General features: G+C 69.5%; 18 protein-coding genes. 9 read left to right on the forward strand and 9 right to left on the reverse strand.

Features of this window, described 5'->3' with window-relative positions; translation table 11 throughout:
- Complete coding sequence (gene tal / locus ABZV58_RS23355) at positions 1-1,140, reverse strand: transaldolase (RefSeq protein ID WP_355002271.1); 1,140 nt, start codon at positions 1,138-1,140, stop codon at positions 1-3.
- Between the two features lie 6 nt (positions 1,141-1,146).
- A complete protein-coding gene (gene tkt / locus ABZV58_RS23360; protein ID WP_355002272.1) occupies positions 1,147-3,288 on the reverse strand; it encodes a transketolase in 2,142 nt (713 codons plus the stop codon).
- Positions 3,289-3,867: 579 nt separating this feature from the next.
- Between tkt and ABZV58_RS23365 the strand changes: the two genes are divergently transcribed.
- A complete protein-coding gene (locus tag ABZV58_RS23365; protein WP_355002273.1) occupies positions 3,868-4,761 on the forward strand; it encodes a heme o synthase in 894 nt (297 codons plus the stop codon).
- Positions 4,762-4,818: 57 nt separating this feature from the next.
- Here ABZV58_RS23365 and ABZV58_RS23370 read toward each other — a convergent pair whose 3' ends face one another.
- Positions 4,819-6,243 (reverse strand): FAD-dependent monooxygenase, encoded by a 1,425-nt coding sequence (locus ABZV58_RS23370; RefSeq protein ID WP_355002274.1) that lies wholly within the window; start codon positions 6,241-6,243, stop codon positions 4,819-4,821.
- Between the two features lie 84 nt (positions 6,244-6,327).
- Between ABZV58_RS23370 and ABZV58_RS23375 the strand changes: the two genes are divergently transcribed.
- Complete coding sequence (locus ABZV58_RS23375) at positions 6,328-6,930, forward strand: TetR/AcrR family transcriptional regulator (RefSeq protein WP_355002275.1); 603 nt, start codon at positions 6,328-6,330, stop codon at positions 6,928-6,930.
- A gap of 67 nt (positions 6,931-6,997) precedes the next feature.
- On the opposite strand, the gene ABZV58_RS23380 is transcribed toward ABZV58_RS23375, so the two are convergent.
- Entirely contained in the window at positions 6,998-7,963 is a 966-nt protein-coding gene (locus tag ABZV58_RS23380) for a quinone oxidoreductase (RefSeq protein WP_355002276.1), read from the reverse strand.
- Between the two features lie 62 nt (positions 7,964-8,025).
- On the opposite strand from ABZV58_RS23380, the gene ABZV58_RS23385 reads away from it, so the two are divergent.
- Entirely contained in the window at positions 8,026-8,376 is a 351-nt protein-coding gene (locus tag ABZV58_RS23385) for a hypothetical protein (RefSeq protein WP_355002277.1), read from the forward strand.
- A 34-nt stretch (positions 8,377-8,410) separates the two neighbouring features.
- Here ABZV58_RS23385 and ABZV58_RS23390 read toward each other — a convergent pair whose 3' ends face one another.
- Entirely contained in the window at positions 8,411-9,298 is an 888-nt protein-coding gene (locus ABZV58_RS23390; protein WP_355002278.1) for a universal stress protein, read from the reverse strand.
- 186 nt (positions 9,299-9,484) lie between these two features.
- Here ABZV58_RS23390 and ABZV58_RS23395 point away from each other — a divergent pair, with 186 nt between their 5' ends.
- On the forward strand, positions 9,485-10,234 hold the full coding sequence (locus ABZV58_RS23395) for a hypothetical protein (RefSeq protein ID WP_355002279.1): 750 nt from the start codon (positions 9,485-9,487) through the stop codon (positions 10,232-10,234).
- Between the two features lie 42 nt (positions 10,235-10,276).
- Here ABZV58_RS23395 and ABZV58_RS23400 read toward each other — a convergent pair whose 3' ends face one another.
- From ABZV58_RS23400 to mptB, 4 genes are all read right to left on the reverse strand, one after another.
- Positions 10,277-11,251: a heme A synthase gene (locus ABZV58_RS23400; protein ID WP_355002280.1), complete on the reverse strand. Its 975-nt coding sequence runs from the start codon at positions 11,249-11,251 to the stop codon at positions 10,277-10,279.
- Positions 11,252-11,322: 71 nt separating this feature from the next.
- A complete protein-coding gene (locus ABZV58_RS23405) occupies positions 11,323-12,108 on the reverse strand; it encodes an ABC transporter permease (RefSeq protein ID WP_355002281.1) in 786 nt (261 codons plus the stop codon).
- Entirely contained in the window at positions 12,105-13,037 is a 933-nt protein-coding gene (locus ABZV58_RS23410) for an ABC transporter ATP-binding protein (RefSeq protein WP_355002282.1), read from the reverse strand. Before ABZV58_RS23410 ends, ABZV58_RS23405 begins: the two co-directional genes overlap by 4 nt.
- A complete protein-coding gene (gene mptB / locus ABZV58_RS23415) occupies positions 13,034-14,716 on the reverse strand; it encodes a polyprenol phosphomannose-dependent alpha 1,6 mannosyltransferase MptB (protein WP_355002283.1) in 1,683 nt (560 codons plus the stop codon). The genes ABZV58_RS23410 and mptB overlap by 4 nt, the downstream gene beginning before the upstream one ends.
- 534 nt (positions 14,717-15,250) lie before the next feature.
- Between mptB and ABZV58_RS23420 the strand changes: the two genes are divergently transcribed.
- From ABZV58_RS23420 to ABZV58_RS23440, 5 genes are read left to right on the forward strand one after another with little or no spacing between them, the layout of a single operon-like run.
- Positions 15,251-16,063, forward strand: a complete 813-nt coding sequence (locus ABZV58_RS23420; RefSeq protein WP_355002284.1) for a metalloregulator ArsR/SmtB family transcription factor — start codon at positions 15,251-15,253, stop codon at positions 16,061-16,063.
- The gene (sufB, locus tag ABZV58_RS23425; protein ID WP_355002285.1) at positions 16,060-17,496 is read left to right on the forward strand and encodes a Fe-S cluster assembly protein SufB; all 1,437 of its coding nucleotides are present in this window, start codon (positions 16,060-16,062) and stop codon (positions 17,494-17,496) included. Before ABZV58_RS23420 ends, sufB begins: the two co-directional genes overlap by 4 nt.
- Positions 17,496-18,707: a Fe-S cluster assembly protein SufD gene (gene sufD / locus ABZV58_RS23430; RefSeq protein ID WP_355002286.1), complete on the forward strand. Its 1,212-nt coding sequence runs from the start codon at positions 17,496-17,498 to the stop codon at positions 18,705-18,707. Before sufB ends, sufD begins: the two co-directional genes overlap by 1 nt.
- Before the next feature lie 32 nt (positions 18,708-18,739).
- The gene (gene sufC, locus ABZV58_RS23435; protein WP_355002287.1) at positions 18,740-19,516 is read left to right on the forward strand and encodes a Fe-S cluster assembly ATPase SufC; all 777 of its coding nucleotides are present in this window, start codon (positions 18,740-18,742) and stop codon (positions 19,514-19,516) included.
- Between the two features lies 1 nt (position 19,517).
- A complete protein-coding gene (locus tag ABZV58_RS23440; protein WP_355002288.1) occupies positions 19,518-20,771 on the forward strand; it encodes a cysteine desulfurase in 1,254 nt (417 codons plus the stop codon).

Consider the following 20,771-nt stretch of genomic DNA (forward strand, 5'->3'; position numbering starts at 1 on the left):
TCAGTTGCCCCCGGCCGACGACGCTGCGCCCAACTCCTCGGCGGTGGCGGAAAGCAGTTCCTCCCAGGACTTCTCGAACTTGTCGACGCCCTCGCGCTCGAGCACGTCGAACACGTCGTCCAGGTCGATGCCCACCGCGGCGAGCTTGTCGAAGACCTCCTTGGCCTCCGCAGCGGTGCCGCGGACGGTGTCGCCGCGGACCTCGCCGTGGTCGGCGACCGCCTCGAGCGTCTTCTCCGGCAACGTGTTCACGGTGTTCGGGGCGACCAGCTCGGTGACGTAGAGGGTGTCGGAGTAGTCCGGGTTCTTGACGCCGGTCGACGCCCACAGCGGCCGCTGCCGGTTCGCGCCGACCGAGGCCAGGTGCGCGTAGGTGGAGGTGTGCTTGCCGCCGTCGAACACGTCCTGGTACTCGGCGTAGGCGAGGCGGGCGTTGGCCACACCGGCCTTGCCGCGCAGCGCGAGCGCCTCGTCGGAGCCGATCGCCTCCAGCCGCTTGTCGATCTCGGTGTCCACCCGGGACACGAAGAACGAAGCGACGGAATGGATCTTGGCCAGGTCGTAGCCCGCGGCCTTGGCCCGGCGCAGACCGTCCAGGTAGGCGCCCATCACCGAGCGGTAGCGCGCCACCGAGAAGATCAGGGTGACGTTCACGCTGATGCCCTCGGCGATCACCGCGGTGATGGCGGGCAGGCCCGCCTCGGTCGCGGGGATCTTGATGAACAGGTTGGGGCGGTCCACCGTCTTCCACAGGTCGATGGCCTGCGCGACGGTCTTCTCGGCGTCGAAGGCCAGCCGCGGGTCGACCTCGATGGAGACCCGGCCGTCCACGCCGCCGGAGGACTCGTACACCCCGGCCAGCACATCGCAGGCCGCGCGCACGTCGTCGGTGGTGATGGTGCGGATCGCCGCGTCGGCGTCCGCCCCTTGCGCGGCAAGCGCTTTCACCTGCGCGTCGTAGGCGTGACCCTTGCTGAGCGCGCCCTGGAAGATCGTCGGGTTGGTGGTCACGCCGACGACGCTGCGGGTCGCGACCAGCTCGGCCAGGTTGCCGGACTGGATCCGGTCCCGCGACAGATCGTCGAGCCACACCGAGACGCCCGCCGCGGCGAGCGCGGCGAGGTTTTCGTTCTGTGCCATGAGGTCTTATCCCTTCACGTTGTCCAGCGTGCGCTGCGCGGCGGCAACGACCGCGTCTTCGGTGATGCCGAACTCGCGGAACAGGGTCTTGTAATCGGCCGAGGCGCCGAAGTGCTCGATGGACACGATCTCGCCCGCGTCACCGGCGAACCGGTGCCACGGCATCGCGATACCGGCCTCGACGACGACGCGCGCGCGGATCGCGGGCGGAAGCACCTCGTCCCGGTAAGCCTTGTCCTGCGCGTCGAACCACTCCACACACGGCATCGAGACCACCCGGGTGCCGATGCCCTGCGCCTCCAGCGTAGTGCGCGCGGCCACGGCGAGCTGCAGCTCCGAGCCCGTGGCGATCAGGATCACCTGCGGGGTTCCGGTGGACGCCTCGGCCAGCACGTAGCCGCCCTTGGCGACGCCCTCGTAGCTGGTGCCCTCCTGAATCGGCAGATCCTGGCGGGTCAGCGCCAGCGCGGAAGGGCCGTCCTGGTGCGGCATCTCCGACACCGAGAAGTGCGAGGCGTTCTCGGCCGATTCACGCTCGAGGATGGTGCGCCAGGCGTAGGTGGTCTCGTTGGCGTCACCGGGACGCACCACGTTCAGGCCCGGGATCGCGCGCAGCGCGGCCAAGTGCTCGATCGGCTGGTGGGTCGGGCCGTCCTCGCCGAGGCCGATGGAGTCGTGGGTCCAGACGTAGATCGCGGGCACCCGCATCAGCGCCGCGAGGCGGACCGCCGGGCGCATGTAGTCGCTGAACACCAGGAAGGTGCCGCCGTACGGCCGGGTCGGGCCGTGCAGCGCGATGCCGTTGAGAATCGAGCCCATCGCGTGCTCGCGCACACCGAAGTGCAGGGTGCGGCCGAACGGGTTGGCCTTCCACATGCCGGTCGAGATCGACTCGGGGCCGAAGCTGGGCTGGCCGGGCATGGTGGTGTTGTTGGACTCGGCGAGGTCGGCCGAGCCGCCCCACAGCTCGGGGAGCACCTCGGCGAGCGCGGCGAGCACCTTGCCGGACGCCTTGCGCGTGGCCATGCCCTTGGGGTCGGGCTCGTGCACCGGCAGGTTGTCGGTCCAGCCCTCCGGCAGCCTGCGCTCGACGAGCCGGTCGAACAGCGCCTTGTTCTCCGGGTTGGCCGCGGCCCACGCGTCGAACTGCCGCTGCCATTCCGCGTGCGCCGCCTTGCCACGCTCGACGGCCTTGCGGGTGTGCGCGATGACGGCGTCGTCGACCTGGAAGCTCTGCTCGGGATCGAAGCCGAGGATCTTCTTGGTGGCGGCCACCTCGTCGGCGCCGAGCGCCGCGCCGTGCGAGGCTCCGGTGTTCATCTTGTTCGGGGCCGGGTAGCCGATCACGGTGCGCAGCACGATGATCGACGGCTTGCCCGTCTCGGCCTTGGCGGCCTCGACGGCGGCCTCGATCGCGACGACGTCCTCGCCGCCCTGCACGGTCTGCACGTGCCAGCCGTAGGCCTCGTAGCGCGCGGCCACGTCCTCGGTGAAGGCGATGGTGGTGTCGTCCTCGATGGAGATCCGGTTGTCGTCGTAGAAGACGATCAGGTTGCCCAGCTGCTGGGTGCCCGCGAGCGAGGACGCCTCGGAGGTGACGCCTTCCTCGAGGTCGCCGTCGGAGGCCACCACGTAGACGAAGTGATCGAAGGGGCTGGCGCCCGGCGCGGCGACCGGGTCGAACAGGCCGCGCTCGCGGCGCGCCGCCATCGCCATGCCGACCGCGGAGGCCAGACCCTGGCCCAGCGGGCCGGTGGTGATCTCGACGCCGTCGGTGTGCCGGAACTCCGGGTGGCCGGGGGTGAGCGAGCCCCACTTGCGCAGGTTCTTCAGGTCGTCCAGTTCCAGACCGAAGCCGGTCAGGTAGAGCTGGATGTACTGGGTGAGGCTGGAGTGGCCGCACGACAGCACGAAACGGTCCCGGCCGACCCAGCTCGGGTCGCTCGGGTCGTGGCGCAGCACCCGCTGGTAGAGGGTGTAGGCGAGCGGAGCCAGGCTCATGGCGGTGCCCGGGTGGCCGTTGCCCGCGTTCTGCACCGCGTCGGCGGCTAGGACGCGGACAGTGTCGACGGCCTTGGTGTCCAGATCCGTCCAGTCGTCCGGGTAGTTCGGCTGAGTGAGGGCGCGGATGTCGTCTGTGACTGACACGACCGAGATTCTCCTGACATTGGTCTCGTCGACGGCGGTGTGCTTGGTAACGGCGGTGGGAACGCACGGCAGCTGTGGCATGCATACCGGTTGTGTATCCAACCACCCTAGATGTGCCCGCTGAGCGCCATGCCGGGAACCCGCTTTAACGGCGCATCTTCGCTTCCGATCCGGCCGTGCGCGGGCTGATGGAGGACCGCATCCGGCTGCGTCCCTCGGGCGCGTCTCGGCCTCGGCCGGGACCGTGCGCCGAGTGTGTCGGGGCGCACTGATCGGGCGTCGGGGCCTCGCGCCGGGCGGGGCTCGCGGCGGAGCGATGTCGGCGGGGGTCTACCATCCTCTGTAGTAGTAGCCGCGCCGCATTCGGCTGTAGGGCGCCGAGGCGGACGGACGTCCGGCTCTCGCGCATCCGTGACAGCGGGTCCGAGCGAGCTGCTCGTTCCATTGCCGGATGCGATGCACAGCGTGCGAGGAGAGACAGTGCGGATTGGGCAACAGCCGGGTGGCGATGGCGCACACGGCTCCTCCGCGACGGTGCTTGCCGACCGTTTCACTGGTCCCGGCCTACCGTCCCGGCTCATGCGACGGGTCCTCGCCTACATCGCGTTGACCAAGCCGCGCGTCATCGAGCTGCTGCTCGTCGCCACGATCCCGACCATGCTGCTCGCCGACCGCGGCAGCGACGTGGACATGCCGCTGATCCTGGCCACCCTGTTCGGCGGCTGGATGGGCGCCGCGAGCGCCAACACGCTCAACTGCGTGGCCGACGCGGACATCGACAAGGTGATGAAGCGCACCGCCAAGCGCCCGCTGGCCAGGGAGGCGGTGCCGACCCGCAACGCGTTCGTCTTCGGCGTCGCGCTCGGCATCGGATCCTTCGCCTGGCTGTGGTGGCAGGCGAACCTGCTCGCCGGCGCGCTCGTCGTCGCGACCATCCTGTTCTACGTCTTCGTCTACACCCTCGGCCTGAAGCGGCGCACCTCGCAGAACGTCGTCTGGGGCGGCGCGGCGGGCTGCATGCCCGCGCTGGTCGGCTGGTCGGCGGTCACCGGCGGCATCGGCTGGCCCGCGATCGCGCTGTTCGGCGTCATCTTCTTCTGGACGCCGCCGCACACCTGGGCGCTGGCCATGCGCTACAAGGAGGACTACCGCGCGGCGGGCGTGCCGATGCTGCCGGTGGTCGCCACCGAGCGCACGGTGACCAAGCAGATCGTCATCTACACCTGGCTCACCGTGCTCACCACGCTGGCGCTGGTGCCGGCCACCGGCGTGCTCTACGCCGCGGTGGCGCTGGTGGCGGGCGCGTGGTTCCTGCTCATGGCGCACCAGCTGTACGCGGGCGTGCGGCGCGGGGAGTCGGTCAAGCCGCTGCGGCTGTTCCTCCAGTCGAACAACTACCTGGCCGTGGTGTTCTGCGGTCTGGCGGTGGACTCGGTGCTCGGCTGGGAGACCATCGGAAGCTTCTTCGGGTAGTCGCCCGGATTCGAGAAAGGCCGACGCATCGCGCGTCGGCCTTTTTCGTCGGTGCGATCAGTCGCGGCGGCCGAGGTGTCCGTCGGGACGCACTAGGACTCGTTCGCCATCGACGGCGGCGTACGCCGAGAACGCGTGCCCGTCGACATCGACAACGTACGGTTCGGCGGTCGTCACGCCGGGGCGCAGCACGGCGTAACTCCGCGCGCCCGGCTCGGCGGGCAGCGGACCCGTCGCGCCGAAGCAGAGCAGCGTCGCGTGCGGTCCGCGGAACAGGTCGAACAGCCGCACCTGGCGTCCGTCGGCGTCCTTCACCGGCGCGTCGGGCGCGCGGTCGCCCACCGCCAATGCCCGGTGATCGCCGGGCGCCCGGTAGCTGAGGTCCAGCTGGCGAGTCTCCTCGCCGCGTTCGAGCGCGTCCTCTTCGCCGTGGGTCAGCTTGTCCAGCAGCGCGGTGCTGAGGCCGAGCACTCGCGCCGCCACCGCCCGTCGCTCGGATTCGTAGCTGTCGAGCGCGGATTCGTCGCCCTGGAGCGCGGCGGCGAGCTTCCAGCCGAGGTTGTAGGCGTCCTGAATGCCGGTGTTCATGCCCTGGCCGCCGGTGGGCGGGTGCGTGTGCGCGGCGTCCCCGGCGAGGAACACCCGGCCGTCCCGAAAGCGCTGGGCCAGCCGGATGTTCGGCCGCCAGACGGTGACCCAGGCCAGATCGGTGAGCACGATGTCGGAGCGGCCGCTGTGGTGGTCGACGTAGCGCTGCAGCAGCGTGAGCGTCGGCGCGGCGTTCTCGGTCAGCGGCGCGGCGACCTGGAAGTGCGCGCCGCCGGGCAGCGGCGCCAGCACGATGCCGTCCATCGGACGTTCGGCGTCGGCGGCGAACCAGTAGCCGTACTCGTGGTCGAGGGCGTCGGCGCGCACGTCGCCGAGCAGCATGCGGAGGGAGTCGTCCGTGCTGCCTTCGAACGGGATGCCCAAGCCCTTGCGCACCGTGCTGCGACCGCCGTCCGCGCCGACCAGGTACGCCGCCCGCACGGTCTCCCGCGCGCCGTCGCGGTCCAGGATCGCGGTGACGCCGTCGTCGCCCTGTTCGAACGACACCAGGGCGGTGCCGGTCTGCACGCGTACGCCGAACTCGGCGAGCCGGTCGCGCAGGATCGCCTCGGTGCGTGACTGCCCGAGCGTCCACCCATTGGGGTAGGGGACCGCGGGCGTCGGCGCGACGGGTTCGGCCATCCGGCGTTCCCCGACGAACTCGCCGCCGAGGTACGCGCGCAGCACCGGGATGGGCGCGCCCGCCGCGAGCACCGCGTCGAGCACACCGAGATCGTCGAACACCTCGAGCGTGCGCGGCTGGATGCCGTCGCCGCGTGACCCCGCGAAGAATTCGGCGGCCTGGTCGACGATGCGCACCGGCACGCCGCGGCGGGCCAGATCGATGGCGAGGGTGAGGCCGGTCGGTCCGGCTCCCGCGATGAGTGCTTGCACGATGACTCCAATACTGAATTTCAATTCACTGAATCCGAATTCAGTATTGGAGTTGGTACCTTGTCCTGTCAAGGAGGTGGCGCGGTGGCGACGAGCCGCAAGGAGAGATCGGTCGAGACGGAGCAGGCGCTCAAGGCGGCCGCACTGCGGGTCTTCGCCGAACGCGGGTATCTGAACACCAAGATCACCGACATCACCGCGGCCGCCGGACGGGCGGCGGGCTCCTTCTACAACCACTTCGCGAGCAAGGAGGCCCTGCTCACGGCGCTGTTGCGCGATATGGCCGACGCGGGTGACGTGCGCGCCGAAGGGGAGGGCCACGACCCGGATTTCAGCCGTCCCGAGGCGGTCCGGTACCACATCGAGGGCTACTGGCGTTTCGCGCGCGAGCACGTCGCGGTGCTGCGCGCGGTCGAGCAGGCGGCCCTGGTCGACGCCGAATTCAGCCGCAGCGCAGGACAATTCGCCAAGGATCAGCGCGCCGACATCGCCGATCACCTGGACGGTTTCGCCGCCGCCGGGTTACGGCTGCCGAGCACGCCGGACGCGAGCCTCGCCATGATGTTCCTGCTCACGCAGGGGCTGCTGGGTGCGGTGGCGGACGGCAACGTCGAGCTGGACGACGACGAAGCCGTGGAAGGGCTGACCCGCTTCGTCTATCGCGGGTTGACCGGCCGGGACTACTGAACCGGAAGTCGTTGCGGGCGGACGGGCCGGGAATGCTGAACCGGCCACGCCACCAACGATCGACGACTCAGGGCAGCAGCACGATCGACCCCGTGGTCTTCCGGCCTTCCAGATCACGATGCGCCCGTTCGGCTTCCGCGAGCGGATAGCTCGCACCGACCCGGACGCGCAGCGTGCCCTTCGCCAGCGCCGCGAGGATATCGCCAGCGCGCCAGAGCAATTCGGCCCGATCGCGGGTGTAGTGCGCCAGCGACGGACGGGTCAGGAACAGCGAGCCACCGGCGTTCAACCGCTGCGGGTCGAACGGCGGGACCGGGCCGCTCGCCGCGCCGAACAGGGCCACCGTGCCGCGCACGCGCACCGAGGCGAGGCTCGCGTCGAAGGTGGACTTGCCGACGCCGTCGTAGACCGCCGCCACACCGACCCCATCGGTCAGCTTGCGGACCTGGTCGGCGAGGTCGTCGCCGTAGCGAAGCACCTCCGCCGCGCCCGCCTCGCGGGAGAGCGTCTCCTTCTCGTCGGAGGACACGGTCGTGATGACCCGCGCGCCCCGCGCCGCGGCCAGCTGCGTCAGGATCAGGCCGACACCGCCCGCGCCCGCGTGCACCAGCACCGTTTCGCCGGGTTCCGGCGTGTAGATCGACTCGATCAGATAGTGCGCCGTCATGCCCTGGAGCAGCGCCGATGCGGCGACCGGGGGATCGACGCCGTCCGGCACCGGGATCGCGACGGCGGCGGGGACCACGACCCGCTCGGCGTAGCTGCCCGGCGCGGCCGCCCACGCGACCCGATCGCCCACCGCGAACTCGGTGACGCCGGAGCCGACCGCGGACACCACGCCGGTGCCCTCGGAGCCGGGCACGTAGGGGACCGGCTGCGGGTAGGTCCCCGTGCGGATGTAGGTATCGATGTAATTGACGCCGATCGCCTCGGTGGTCACCAGCAGCTGGTCCGGCCCGATGCTCGGCTCCTCGACCTCCGTGTACCGCAGGACCTCGGGACCACCGTGTTCGGAAACCTGAATGGCGCGCATGAGATTCAGTTCTACACCCGCCGGGTCTGGACCACCTCCTACCGGTCGGTAAACTCGCGAGCATGAGCGTTGAGACCGCCCCGGCCCCGGTGAAGGTGTCGAGTTCCCTCGTCGACTCGGTGAAGGGATTCCTCGCCGATCACGGTGGTTCGGCCACGGCCGTCCTGCAGCCGATCGGCCGCATCGGCGTGCGCGTCACCCTGGTCGGCGCCGACGGCATCCTCGGCGACCGCGTCGTCGCCGATCTGCCCACCGCCAAGCGGCTGGTCGAGGTCGTCGACGGTCTGACCGAGGCCGACGAGTGGGACCGTGAGCTCACCACCGTCGTTACCCCGCGCAAGAGCCACTGGGCGCAGATGGCGGGCTGGGTAGCTCGGCAGACCCGCTTCCCCAAGGCGCGCAACGAGAAGTGATGCGGCGGCCCGGCCGGTCTCAGGCCCTGCCCGTCTAGGATTCGGCGCGGGCCACCAGCACCGGGCATGGCGCGTGGTGCAGCAGGTTCTGGCTCGTCGAGCCGAGCAGCAAGCCGGTGAACCGGTTGCGTCCGTGGCTGCCCGTGACGATCATCTGAGCGTCCGCTCCGTGGTCGAGTAGCGCGCGCGTCGCCGGGCTCTGCAGTACCAGCTTCTCGACCTGCAGGTCCGGGTATTGGCTCGACCATCCGGCGAGCCGCTCGCTCAACAACTCTCGCTCCTGCTGCGCCAAGATCTCCCACGCATCGGGTACCGGCGTCCACTGCAGCAGGTCGGGATCGTTCCATGCGTGTAGCGCGATGACGCGCACGCCGAGCCGTGCGGCCATTTCCAATGCGTGGCCGACCGCGGCGTTGCTGGCGGGACTACCGTCGACGCCGACCAGGATCGGGCGCTCATCGGGCAGCGGATTGTCGACGTCGCCGCGCCACACCACCACGGGACAGTGCGCTTTGTTCGCGACCCGCAGCGCGGTCGAACCGAGCAGCAGGGTGGTGATCCGGTCGTCGGTGGTGGCGGCCACCACCAACAGCAGCGCCGTCTCGCTCGCCTCGACGAGTTCGTCGCCAGGAACGCCCTCCACCACCGTTTGAGTGATCTCCAGGTCGGGCTGGTCGGCGCGCACCGCGTCGACCGCGGCCGCGACGTGTTTCTTGGCCACGAAGCGCAGCGTCGGAAGGATGTCGGCGTCGGCGACGATGGCGGCGGTGATCCGGTAGTCGATGGTCGGCACGATGCTGAGGACGACCAGCCGCACCCCTTCGCGCGCGGCGACGGCGCCCGCCCAGCGCGCGGCAGCCAGCGCGGAGCGGCTGCCGTCGACGCCGACGACGATGGACTGCTGGTTGGCGAACCTGGTCATCTCGCTACCCTCCGGTGGTCTCGACGCTGTGTCATTCCTCGGAGCGGAGTCTTCGCTTGGCGCGGCCGTTGTCTCGGCTCGGTCTCCGTTTCTCTCTTACCCATCGTGGCAGTCGCCACCGGATCGCCGATCGAGGCACGCGGCGCGGTTTTGCCGCACGTCTCGGTCCGTGGGTAGCGTCGCGGCGTGACTGAAATGGACGAACTGGACATCCATGAGCGGTACGAGGCCCAGATGTGGGCGCTGCACGACGATGTCTGGAACGCGTGGGGGCGACTCGATCAGGAAGTGTCGGCCCCGCGCTACCAATCGAGATTCCTTCCGACCGAGCTCTGGGCCCACATGGGCATCGACGAGCCGGAGCCGCCCGGCATCGACCACCCGAGCTACCGGGTGGTGCGTCGCCAGTACGGGCTGGTGGTGACCAGCCTGGGCCTGTCGTTCCCCACCGCCTGGTCGGACGCCGAGCCGACCAACGGCATCGAGGTCGAGGTCTACGCGGCCGCCACCGACATTCCGGCGGACGCGCCGTTCGCGGACGTGATGGGTTCCTGGCTGGGGCAGGTGGTGATGTCGGTCGCGCAGACCGCCTCGCAGCACGGATTCCGTTTCACCAGGAATCTGGAACACTATGGGACGCTGTCGATCTCGCTCCCGGGGTTGGACTTTCCCCCGGAGGCGGCGGGTAGCTATGTCGACGAGGACGGGCTCGTCACCGTGCTGCTGGGCATGAACGGCGAAGGTTTCCCCGACGCGGTCACCGGTCCGCTGTCGGAGATTCGCATGGTCAACATCAAGCTGCTCACCGTCGCCGAGACCGCGTTCTGTGTCTCGGGTACCAGCGGCGTCACCGACGCGCGCGTCGAGCTCGCGAACAGGCTTGCCGCCCAGGGTGAGCCGCTCTGGTCGAGCCTGACGCGGCCGTCGGTGGTCTGACGCACGCCCATTCCGCGCGGTTCCGCCGCGAACCGCGCGGGATCAGGCCGACTGAATCGCCGGGTCGGGCGCGACGGCGGGCACCGGTTCGCGGGTGCGCAGCGCGGCCCACAGGGCGGCGGTCGCCGCGGTGCACGCGGCGGCCCCGGCCACGTGGGTGACGACCAGCGCGGCGGGGACATCGGTGAAGTACTGGACGACGCCGACCAGCGCCTGCGCGCAGACCACGCCGAGCAGCACGAACAGGCGGGTGCGCACCGTGCGGGAGATGCCGACGGCGAACAGTCCGAAGCCGAGGCCGACCAGTAGCGCCAGGTAGCCGACCAGCAGCTGTGAGTGCAGGTGCACCAGCGTGACGATCTCGATCTGCAACCGCTCGACCGGCCGTTCGATGCTCTTGTCGCCCGCGTGCGGTCCGGCGGCGGTGACCAGGGTGCCCGCGATCAGGACGCCGGCCAGCGCGACACCGCTCAACGCGGTCAGCCAGCGCAGCGGCGCGGGCGCCTGGACGGTCTGGACGCCGTCGTCCGGCTCGCAGATTCGCGCGTAGAGCACCGTGGCCAGCCACACCATCAGCATCGACGCCAGCAGGTGCACCGCGACTGTCCACCACAGCAGACCGGTGCGGACGGTGATGCCGCCGATGATCGCCTGCACCACGGTGCCGCCCGGCATCAGCCAGGCGTAGAGGAGCACTTCGTTTCTGCGCCGCGCGCGCGTCACCGCGAGCACGATCAGCCCGGCGAACAGGGAGACCACGAAGGTCAGCAGCCGGTTGCCGAATTCGACGGCCTGGTGCACGACCGCCACCTCGGACACGCCGATCGGGGTGAAGCTGCCGGGGAAGCACTGCGGCCAGGTCGGGCAGCCGAGGCCGGAGGCGGTGACCCGGACGACCGAGCCGGTCACCGCGATGCCCGCCTGGGTCAGCACGACCGCGAGCGCGATCAGCCGCTGCGTCCGCAGCGAGGGGAGCGGGAGCTTGTCGACGAGTCGCAGGAATGCGCGATACAGCACGCAACGATGGTAGCGACCGGCGATCGGGCCGCCGCACCCGGACTACTACATACCGTCGTTTGTACCGACGCTCACTCGAAACGGAACCAGCGCGCGGCCAGCGCGCCGCAGGCCACGCCCCACACCCCGAGCACCGCAAGGCCGAACCAGTCGACGCTGCTGCGCAGCGCGTGCTCCAGGGTGACCGCCAGCGCGCCGGAGGGCACCAGCCTGGCGAGCACGTCGACGGCGGTCGGCAGCTCGTCGGAGGCGAACACCACGCTGGCGATGCCGAGCATGACGAACCAGAGGATGTTCGCCAGCGCCAGCACGATCTCCGCCTTCAGCGTGCCGCCGAGCAGCAGGCCCATCGCGGCGAACGTGGCGGTGCCGAGTGCGATCACCACCGCGCCGAGCAGCAGCCCGGCCGGACCCGGCCGCCAGCCGAGCGCGAAACCGATGGCGCCCAACAGGATCGCCTGCAGGACCACGACGATCAGCACCGCGGCGCTCTTGCCCGCGATGATGCCCCACCGCGGCAGCGCGGTGGCCCCGAGGCGCTTCAGCGCGCCGTAGCGGCGATCGAAACCGACGGCGATGGCCTGTCCGGTGAAGGCGGTGGACATGACCGCCACCATCATCACGGCGGGCACGATCTTGTCCACCCGGTCCTGGCCGAGACCGCCGAACGGCAGCAGCGTCAAGCCGACCAGCAGCGTGATCGGGATGAACATGGTCAACAGCAGCTGTTCGCCGTTGCGCAGCAACAGGATCAGCTCGAGCCGGGTCTGCGCGGCGAGCATGGCGGCGCGGGTGGTGGGACGCGGATCGGGCGCGAAGGTGCCCGGCGCGAAGCGGTTGGGTTCTGGCTGAGTCATCCGCGTAGGTCCCGTCCGGTCAGCTCCAGGAAGACGTCCTCGAGGCGGCGCTGGTCGATCCGGATATCGGTGGCCAGCACGTTCAGCCGCGCGCACCACGCGGTCACGGTGGCCAGCACCTGCGGGTCGATCTCGCCCTCCACCAGGTACGAGCCCGGCGACGTCTCCCGCGGCGAGAAGCCCTCGGGGAGCGCGGTTTTCAACAGTTTCAGGTCCAGCTTGGGCGGTGCGGTGAAGCGCAGCTGCCCGGCGGCGCCGTGCGCGGTCACCTCGGCGGGCGTGCCGGAGGCGACGATGCGTCCGTGATCGATGATGACGAGCTGATCCGCGAGTTGCTCGGCCTCGTCCATCATGTGCGTGGTCAGCACCACCGTGACGCCGTCGCGGCGCAGCGCGTCGATCAGCTCCCACACGATCAGCCGGGCCTGCGCGTCGAGGCCCGCGGTGGGTTCGTCGAGGAACACGATCTCCGGTCGTCCGACCAGCGCGCAGGCCAGCGCCAAGCGCTGCTGCTGGCCGCCGGAGAGCCGCCGGTACGGTGTGCGGCGATTGTCCTGGAGCCCGAGGGTGCGCAGCAGCCACTGCGGGTCGAGCGGATCGGCGGAGTACGCGGCCACCAGGTCGAGCATCTCGCCCGCCCGCGCGCCGGGATAGGAGCCGCCGCCCTGCAACATGACGCCGATGCGGGAACGCAGGCGGTCCGAATCGGCGATCGGGTCGAGTCCGAGCACCCGCACCGAACCCGCGTCGGGACGGACGAAGCCCTCGCACATCTCGACGGTCGTCGTCTTCCCCGCGCCGTTGGGCCCGAGCAGCGCGAGCACCTGCGCCCGTTCGACATCGAAGGTCAGGCCGTCGACCGCGGTGGTCTCGCCATAACGCTTGACGACGCCGTCGACGCTAACGGCGGGTCCGGAGGCAGCGGTCACGAAGAGACACCGTAAGACGTCGGCTGCTGTGACGGAGCCGACACCCCCGCCTGAGCGCGCCACGGCAGGGAGTTACGCGTGATCACGATGAACAGCACGCCGACGATGACGGTGGCGATGGCGGCGCCGACGATCTGGAACACCTCGAGATCGGCGCCGCGCGGCATCTGTAGAACACTCACCACCGCGGAGAACGCGACCGCGGGGACACGGAACACGGGCCGGGTCGCCCACGCCGCGAGCGGAACGATCGCCCACAGCAGATACCACGGTTGCACCACCGGGAACAGCAGCACGATGGCGCCCAGGGTGACGCCGAGCGCGCCCACCGGGTGCAGGCGACCGGTGCCGGTGGCGACGAGCATGCGCACCGTCACGAACGCGGCGACCGTCGCGGCGATCGGACGGGTGATGCTGAGCAGAGCGGTGGTGTGATCGCCGAGGCCGAGTAGTACGCCGCCGAAACCGGTGATGATGCCGAGCGCGGTGGGCAACGACATCCAGCTGCGCACGGCGCTCGCGGTATTGAGCGTGTGGATCCACCCGAAGCCGAGACCGCTCGCCGAACTGATCACGAGCGTGGTGCCGAGGGCTATCGCGCCGAGCATCGCGGCCGCCGTCACCACGGGCCGCCAGCCGCCGCCCCAGCGTCGGGCGAGCGCCATCCACACGAAGCCCATCGCGATAATGGAGGTGATCTTGATCGTCGAGGACAACGCGATGATCAGCGCACCGGCGATCAGCAGCGCGTAGGCCCGTCCGTCGAACGGGTGGGTGTCCTCGATCGCCCGCAGCGCGAACTCGAGTCCGGCCAGCATCAGACCGATCATCAGCGCGTCGTTGTGCACGCCGCCCACCAAATGGAACAGCACCAGCGGATTCGCCGCGCCGAGCCACAGCGCGCTCACCCCGGCGACACCGCAGCGGACGGACAACCGCGGCAGCGCCCAGACGATCAAGGCCACACCCGCCAGCGCGAGCACCCGGTGCACCCAGACGCCGAGAATGATGTTGTCCCCGGTCAATTCGGCGATGCCACGGCCCATCCACAGGAACAGCGGCCCGTACGGGGCGGGCGTATCCCGCCAGATGGTCGGGACGTTGTTGGTGAGGACGTTGTCGATTCCGAGACCGGCGACGGGGCCTTCTTTGTAGGGATCGATGCCGCGCGCCGCGATCTCGCTCTGCGCCAGGTACGAGTACACGTCGTTGCTGAACAGCGGCGGGGCCACGCTGAGCGGGATGATCCACAGCAGCAGGGTGCGGTCGAGCTGCGAGCGGGTCAGCCGGTGACGGGGGGAGCCGCCGAGGCCGCCGACCGCGAAACGGCCGAGCAGCAGCCAGGCGAGCACCACGACGACGGCGCCGATCATGCACATCGCCAGCGAGCCGGTGTGCGCCCTGGCGAAAATGCCGAGCACGCGCAGACCGGACGTCGGGTTCTGCTGCACCGGCTGCGCGCCGATGCCCAGCGCGCTGATCGCCATCAGCACCGTGCCGGTCGCGCCCATGAGCCGGATGCGGTCGAGCTGGACCAGCTCTCTGCGGTCGAGTTCGGGCACCTCGGATTCGTCGCGGTGTAACACCGCGATGGTGTGATCGGCCGCGGGCACGTCGAGACCGAGCGCCCGGCGCCCGAATACCACTGCCTTGCGCCGCGCGCCCTCCAGTACCGCCACGAGACGCAGCCTAGTGGGCGCTGCCGGACGGAGTCCGTCAACAGCCCGCGCACGGCCGAAGGGTAGGGCGGAGGTACACCTAGCGGGCGTCGTTGGACAGAGTCCGTCGACAGCCCGCGCCCGGCCGGGCGTCGGTCTCGTACCGCACCGAGTGGCCGACGGGATCGAGCATCGCGACTCGTCCGTAGATATTTACGAACGATATTCGTGTGTACTCACCCGAGTCTCTCGAGCGAGTGTGGCCAATGTCGCAGCAGGTCCGGATCTCGCATCGCCGGGGTGTGCCAGCGGCACGAAAAGGTGCGGGACTCGGCCCGGGACGGAAGGGGGCGGACGCGGGTCGCAGCGGAAAGCTCCAGGTTGGAGCCGCGCGAACCGTGTGGAGGCGGAGGGGCGGTTGTCCGGTTTGCTGAATCGCGCCCTTGTTGCCCGAAGGAACGGGCGCTGCCACCGCCCCGGTCACGCAGGTCGAGCCCTGTTCTACTCAGGGCACCCTTATTAGATTTCGGGAACGAATTCCGCCACACTGATGTTGTGAAAACCGTGGGTTTGCGGAAGAACGACGAGAGGTCCGGTCGCAAGACCGGTGCCGCGCCGTCCGCTGCCGTCGCCACGGTCGGGGCCGAGGGGCATCACACCCGTGCCGCCATCGTCCAGCTGCTGCTGGAGGAGGGGCCGATCACCGCGACGGCGATCGGTAACCGGCTGGGGCTTGCCCCGGCGGGCGTGCGCCGCCACCTGGACGCCCTCATCGATTCGGGGCAGGCCAGGGCCAGCCGGTCCGCGCCGTGGCAGCAGAAGGGGCGCGGCCGTCCGGCCAAGCAGTATCAGCTGACCGCTGCGGGTCGCGGCAAGCTCGGGCACGCCTACGACGACCTCGCGGGCGCGGCGATCCGCCAGCTCGGCGAGATCGGCGGCGACCAGGCCATCACCGAGTTCGCGCGTAAACGGGCACGCACTATCGTGGCCGGGATCGAACCCGTCGGGGAGCACACCCCGGAGACCACCGAGGCCAAGGCCGAGGAGATCGCCGAGGCGTTCACCGACGCCGGGTTCGCCGCGTCCACCCGCAAAGTGGGCGCGGGCGTGCAGATCTGCCAGCATCACTGCCCGGTCGCGCACGTCGCCGAGGAATTCCCGCAACTGTGCGAGGCCGAACTCGAGGCGTTCCGCGATCTGCTCGGCACCCATGTGCAACGGCTCGCGACGATCGCCAACGGCGACTGCGCGTGCACCACGCACGTTCCGCTGCTCGTATTACCGATTACCAATTCCCAAGACGCACAACCAGCCGCCGCACAGCCCGCGACGGTACGAACGAACGACTCCGGAAGGAGTGCCGAATGACGACGACCACCGACCAGGTGCAACCGCTCACTCAGGAAGAGACCATCGCTTCGCTGGGCAAATACGGTTACGGCTGGGCCGATTCGGATGTGGCCGGTGCCAGCGCGCAACGAGGCCTGTCCGAGGCTGTCGTCCGCGACATCTCGGCCAAGAAGAACGAAGAGCCGTGGATGCTCGAGCAGCGGCTCAAGGCGCTGCGCATCTTCGACCGCAAGCCCATGCCGAACTGGGGCTCCAACCTCGACGGCATCGACTTCGACAACATCAAGTACTTCGTGCGCTCGACCGAGAAGCAGGCCGAGAGCTGGGAAGACCTGCCCGAGGACATCAAGAACACCTACGACAAGCTCGGCATCCCGGAGGCGGAGAAGCAGCGGCTGGTCGCCGGTGTCGCCGCGCAGTACGAGTCCGAGGTCGTCTACCACCAGATCCGCGAGGACCTGGAGGCCCAGGGCGTGATCTTCCTGGACACCGACACCGGTCTGCGCCAGCACCCGGAGATCTTCCAGGAGTACTTCGGCTCGGTGATCCCCGCCGGTGACAACAAGTTCTCCGCGCTGAACACCGCCGTGTGGTCGGGTGGCTCGTTCATCTACGTGCCGCCGGGCGTGCACGTCGACATCCCGCTGCAGGCCTACTTCCGCATCAACACCGAGAACATGGGCCAGTTCGAGCGGACCCTGATCATCGTCGACGAGGGCGCCTACGTGCACTACGTCGAGGGCTGCACCGCGCCGATCTACAAGTCCGACTCGCTGCACTCCGCGGTCGTCGAGATCATCGTGAAGAAGGGCGGCCGCTGCCGCTACACCACCATCCAGAACTGGTCGAACAACGTCTACAACCTGGTCACCAAGCGGGCCAAGGCCGAGGCGGGCGCGACCATGGAGTGGATCGACGGCAACATCGGCTCCAAGGTCACCATGAAGTACCCGGCGGTCTGGATGACCGGCGAGTACGCCAAGGGCGAAGTCCTCTCGGTCGCGTTCGCGGGCGAGGGCCAGCACCAGGACACCGGCGCGAAGATGCTGCACCTGGCGCCGCACACCTCCTCGACCATCGTGTCGAAGTCGGTGGCGCGCGGCGGTGGCCGGGCGTCCTACCGCGGCCTCGTCCAGGTCAACAAGGGCGCGCACGGCTCGAAGTCGACCGTGAAGTGCGACGCGCTGCTGGTCGACACGATCAGCCGCTCGGACACCTACCCCTACGTCGACATCCGCGAGGACGACGTGACCATGGGCCACGAGGCGACCGTCTCGAAGGTCTCCGAGGACCAGCTGTTCTACCTGATGAGCCGCGGCCTCACCGAGGACGAGGCGATGGCGATGGTGGTGCGCGGCTTCGTCGAGCCGATCGCCAAGGAACTCCCGATGGAGTACGCGCTGGAACTCAACCGCCTGATCGAACTGCAGATGGAAGGAGCCGTCGGCTGATGGCCGTCGAGAACGTTGCCGAAGCCGCTGAGGCTCGTACCCCGGCGATCAATAAAGGCGAGGTTTTCACGTCGTTCGACGTGAACGCCTTCGAGGTTCCGCACGCCAAGGACGAGGCGTGGCGGTTCACCCCGCTGCGCCGCCTGCGCGGCCTGCACGACGGCACCGCGACCCGGGACGGCAAGGCGCAGGTCGAGGTCGTGCCGGCCGAGGGCGTCACCGTGGAGACGGTGGACCGCACCGACGCGCGCCTCGGCCAGGCCGGTGTGCCCGCGGATCGCGTCGCGGCGCAGGCGTACTCCGGTTTCGAGCAGGCCACCATCGTGTCGGTCGGCTCGGAAGTCGAAGTGGCCGAACCGGTCACCGTCACCATCACCGGCCCTGGCGAGGGCAAGACCGCCTACGGTCACTTGCAGATCCGGCTCGGGAACTTCGCCGTCGCCACCGTCGTCATCGACCAGCGCGGCAGCGGAACCTACGCGGAGAACGTGGAATTCGTGCTCGGCGACAGCGCCAAGCTGGTCGTCGTCGCGGTCCAGGACTGGGCCGACGACGCCGTGCACACCACCGCCCACCACGCCATGCTGGGCCGCGACGCCACCCTGCGGCACACCGCGGTGACCCTCGGCGGCGACCTGGTTCGCCTCACCGGCACCGTCAAGTACGACGGCCCCGGCGGCGACGCCGAACTGCTCGGCCTCTACTTCGCCGACGCGGGACAGCATTTCGAGCAGCGCCTGCTCGTCGATCACGCGGTGCCCAACTGCAAGTCGAGGGTGCTGTACAAGGGTGCGCTGCAAGGCGACCCGGCTGGGTTCGATGGGCGCTCCGCAAGCTCCGCGCACGTACCCAAGGGCGACGCCCGCACGGTCTGGGTCGGCGACGTGCTGATCCGCGCGGCCGCCGAGGGCACCGACACCTTCGAGGTGAATCGCAACCTGGTGCTCACCGACGGCGCGCGCGCCGACTCGGTGCCGAACCTCGAGATCGAGACCGGCGAGATCCTGGGCGCCGGACACGCCTCGGCCGCCGGCCGTTTCGACGACGAGCAGCTGTTCTACCTGCGCGCCCGCGGCATCCCCGAGGACGCCGCCCGCCGCCTGGTGGTGCGCGGCTTCTTCCACGAGATCATCCAGAAGATCGCGGTCCACGAGGTCCGGGAGCGGCTCGAGACGGCCATCGAGGCCGAGCTCGCCGCGATCGGCGTCTGATCACCGAAACTCTTACCCCGCAAAGGAACTCCATGACCACCCTGGAAATCAAGGACCTGCACGTCGAGGTCGCCAACCCCGACGAGACCGGCGAGCCCATCAAGATCCTCAAGGGCGTGAACCTGACCGTGAAGTCGGGCGAGACGCACGCGATCATGGGCCCCAACGGCTCCGGTAAGTCGACCCTGTCCTACGCGATCGCCGGCCACCCGAAATACACGGTGACCTCCGGCTCGATCACCCTCGACGGCGAGGACGTGCTCGAGATGTCGGTCGACGAGCGCGCGCGTGCGGGCCTGTTCCTGGCCATGCAGTACCCGGTCGAGGTGCCCGGCGTCTCGATGTCGAACTTCCTGCGCACCGCCGCCACCGCGGTCCGCGGCGAGGCTCCCAAGCTGCGCACCTGGGTCAAGGAGGTGAAGGAGTCGATGAACGAGCTCGAGATCGACGCCGCCTTCGCCGACCGCAGCGTGAACGAGGGCTTCTCCGGCGGTGAGAAGAAGCGCCACGAGATCCTGCAGCTCGGCCTGCTCAAGCCGAAGATCGCCATCTTGGACGAGACCGACTCCGGCCTGGACGTCGACGCGCTGCGCATCGTCTCCGAGGGTGTCAACCGCTACAAGGAGCGCGAGGACGGCGGCGTCCTGCTGATCACGCACTACACCCGCATCCTGCGCTACATCCAGCCGCAGTTCGTGCACGTCTTCGTCGGCGGCCGCATCGTCGCCGAGGGCGGCCCCGAGCTGGCCGAGGAACTCGACGCCAACGGCTACGTCCGCTTCACGACCGCTGCTACCGCTGGAGCCTGACATGACCGCTACGGTCCGCACCCTCGACGTCGCCCGCATCCGGGCCGACTTCCCGATCCTGAGCCGCACGGTTCGGGACGGGAAACCGTTGGTGTACCTGGACTCCGGCGCGACCTCGCAGCGGCCCCTCGCGGTGCTCGACGCGGAACGGCGATTCCTGACCGAGAGCAACTCGGCGGTGCACCGCGGCGCGCACCAGCTGGCCGAGGAGGCGACCGACGCCTACGAGGGCGCCAGGGCCGACATCGGCCGGTTCGTCGGCGTCGACGCCGACGAGATCGTGTTCACCAAGAACGCGACCGAATCGCTGAACCTGGTGACCTACTCGTTCGCCGACGACCGGTTCCCGTACCACGTCGGCCCCGGCGACGAGATCGTCATCACCGAGCTGGAGCATCACGCGAATCTCGTTCCGTGGCAGGAACTCGCGCGGCGCACCGGCGCGACACTGAAGTGGTACGGCATCACCGCGGACGGCCGGATCGACCTCGATTCGCTCGAATTGTCGCCCGCCACCAAGGTCGTCGCGTTCACGCACCAGTCGAACGTCACGGGCGCGGTCGCCGACGTGGCCGAGATGGTGCGCCGGGCAAAGGAAGTCGGCGCTCTGGTGGTGCTGGACGCCTGCCAGTCGGTGCCGCACATGCCGGTGAACTTCCGCGAACTCGGCGTCGACTTCGCCGCGTTCTCCGGGCACAAGATGCTCGGCCCGTCCGGTGTCGGCGTCCTCTACGGCCGTCGCGCGTTGCTCGCGGAGACCCCGCCGTTCATCACCGGTGGCTCGATGATCGAGACGGTCACTATGGAGGCAAGCACCTACGCCCCGCCGCCGCAGCGGTTCGAGGCGGGCGTGCCGATGACCTCGCAGGTGGTCGGATTGGGCGCGGCGGTGCGGTATCTCGACGAGATCGGCATGGAAGCCGTTGCGGCCCATGAGCACATGCTGGTCGGCGCCACCCTCGAGGGTCTCGGCGCGATCGACGGCGTGCGCATCGTCGGCCCGACCGAGAACGTGGATCGCGGCGGCGCGGTGTCGTTCGTGGTCGACGGCATCCACGCTCACGACGTCGGCCAGATTCTGGACGACGAAGGCGTCGCGATCCGGGTCGGCCACCACTGTGCCTGGCCGCTGATGCGCAGGATGGGCATTCCGGCCACCGCCCGGGCCTCGTTCGCGGTCTACAACACGCTCGACGAGGTCGACGCGTTGGTCGCCGCGGTGCGGAAGGCTCAGAGCTTCTTCGGAGTTGCATAA

Origin of the sequence: Nocardia sp. NPDC004654 (genome assembly GCF_040609595.1) — a bacterium.
In the GTDB taxonomy this organism is placed as follows: domain Bacteria; phylum Actinomycetota; class Actinomycetes; order Mycobacteriales; family Mycobacteriaceae; genus Nocardia.

Bases quoted from the DNA above. Each gene is read 5' to 3' on its own strand.
- ABZV58_RS23390 (WP_355002278.1), bottom strand. From the start codon at position 9,298: ATGACCAGGTTCGCCAACCAGCAGTCCATCGTCGTCGGCGTCGACGGC.
- sufD (WP_355002286.1), top strand. From the start codon at position 17,496: ATGGCCGTCGAGAACGTTGCCGAAGCCGCTGAGGCTCGTACCCCGGCG.
- ABZV58_RS23365 (WP_355002273.1), top strand. From the start codon at position 3,868: ATGCGACGGGTCCTCGCCTACATCGCGTTGACCAAGCCGCGCGTCATC.
- ABZV58_RS23405 (WP_355002281.1), bottom strand. From the start codon at position 12,108: ATGACTCAGCCAGAACCCAACCGCTTCGCGCCGGGCACCTTCGCGCCC.
- ABZV58_RS23385 (WP_355002277.1), top strand. From the start codon at position 8,026: ATGAGCGTTGAGACCGCCCCGGCCCCGGTGAAGGTGTCGAGTTCCCTC.
- sufB (WP_355002285.1), top strand. From the start codon at position 16,060: ATGACGACGACCACCGACCAGGTGCAACCGCTCACTCAGGAAGAGACC.
- ABZV58_RS23440 (WP_355002288.1), top strand. From the start codon at position 19,518: ATGACCGCTACGGTCCGCACCCTCGACGTCGCCCGCATCCGGGCCGAC.
- tal (WP_355002271.1), bottom strand. From the start codon at position 1,140: ATGGCACAGAACGAAAACCTCGCCGCGCTCGCCGCGGCGGGCGTCTCG.
- sufC (WP_355002287.1), top strand. From the start codon at position 18,740: ATGACCACCCTGGAAATCAAGGACCTGCACGTCGAGGTCGCCAACCCC.
- ABZV58_RS23380 (WP_355002276.1), bottom strand. From the start codon at position 7,963: ATGCGCGCCATTCAGGTTTCCGAACACGGTGGTCCCGAGGTCCTGCGG.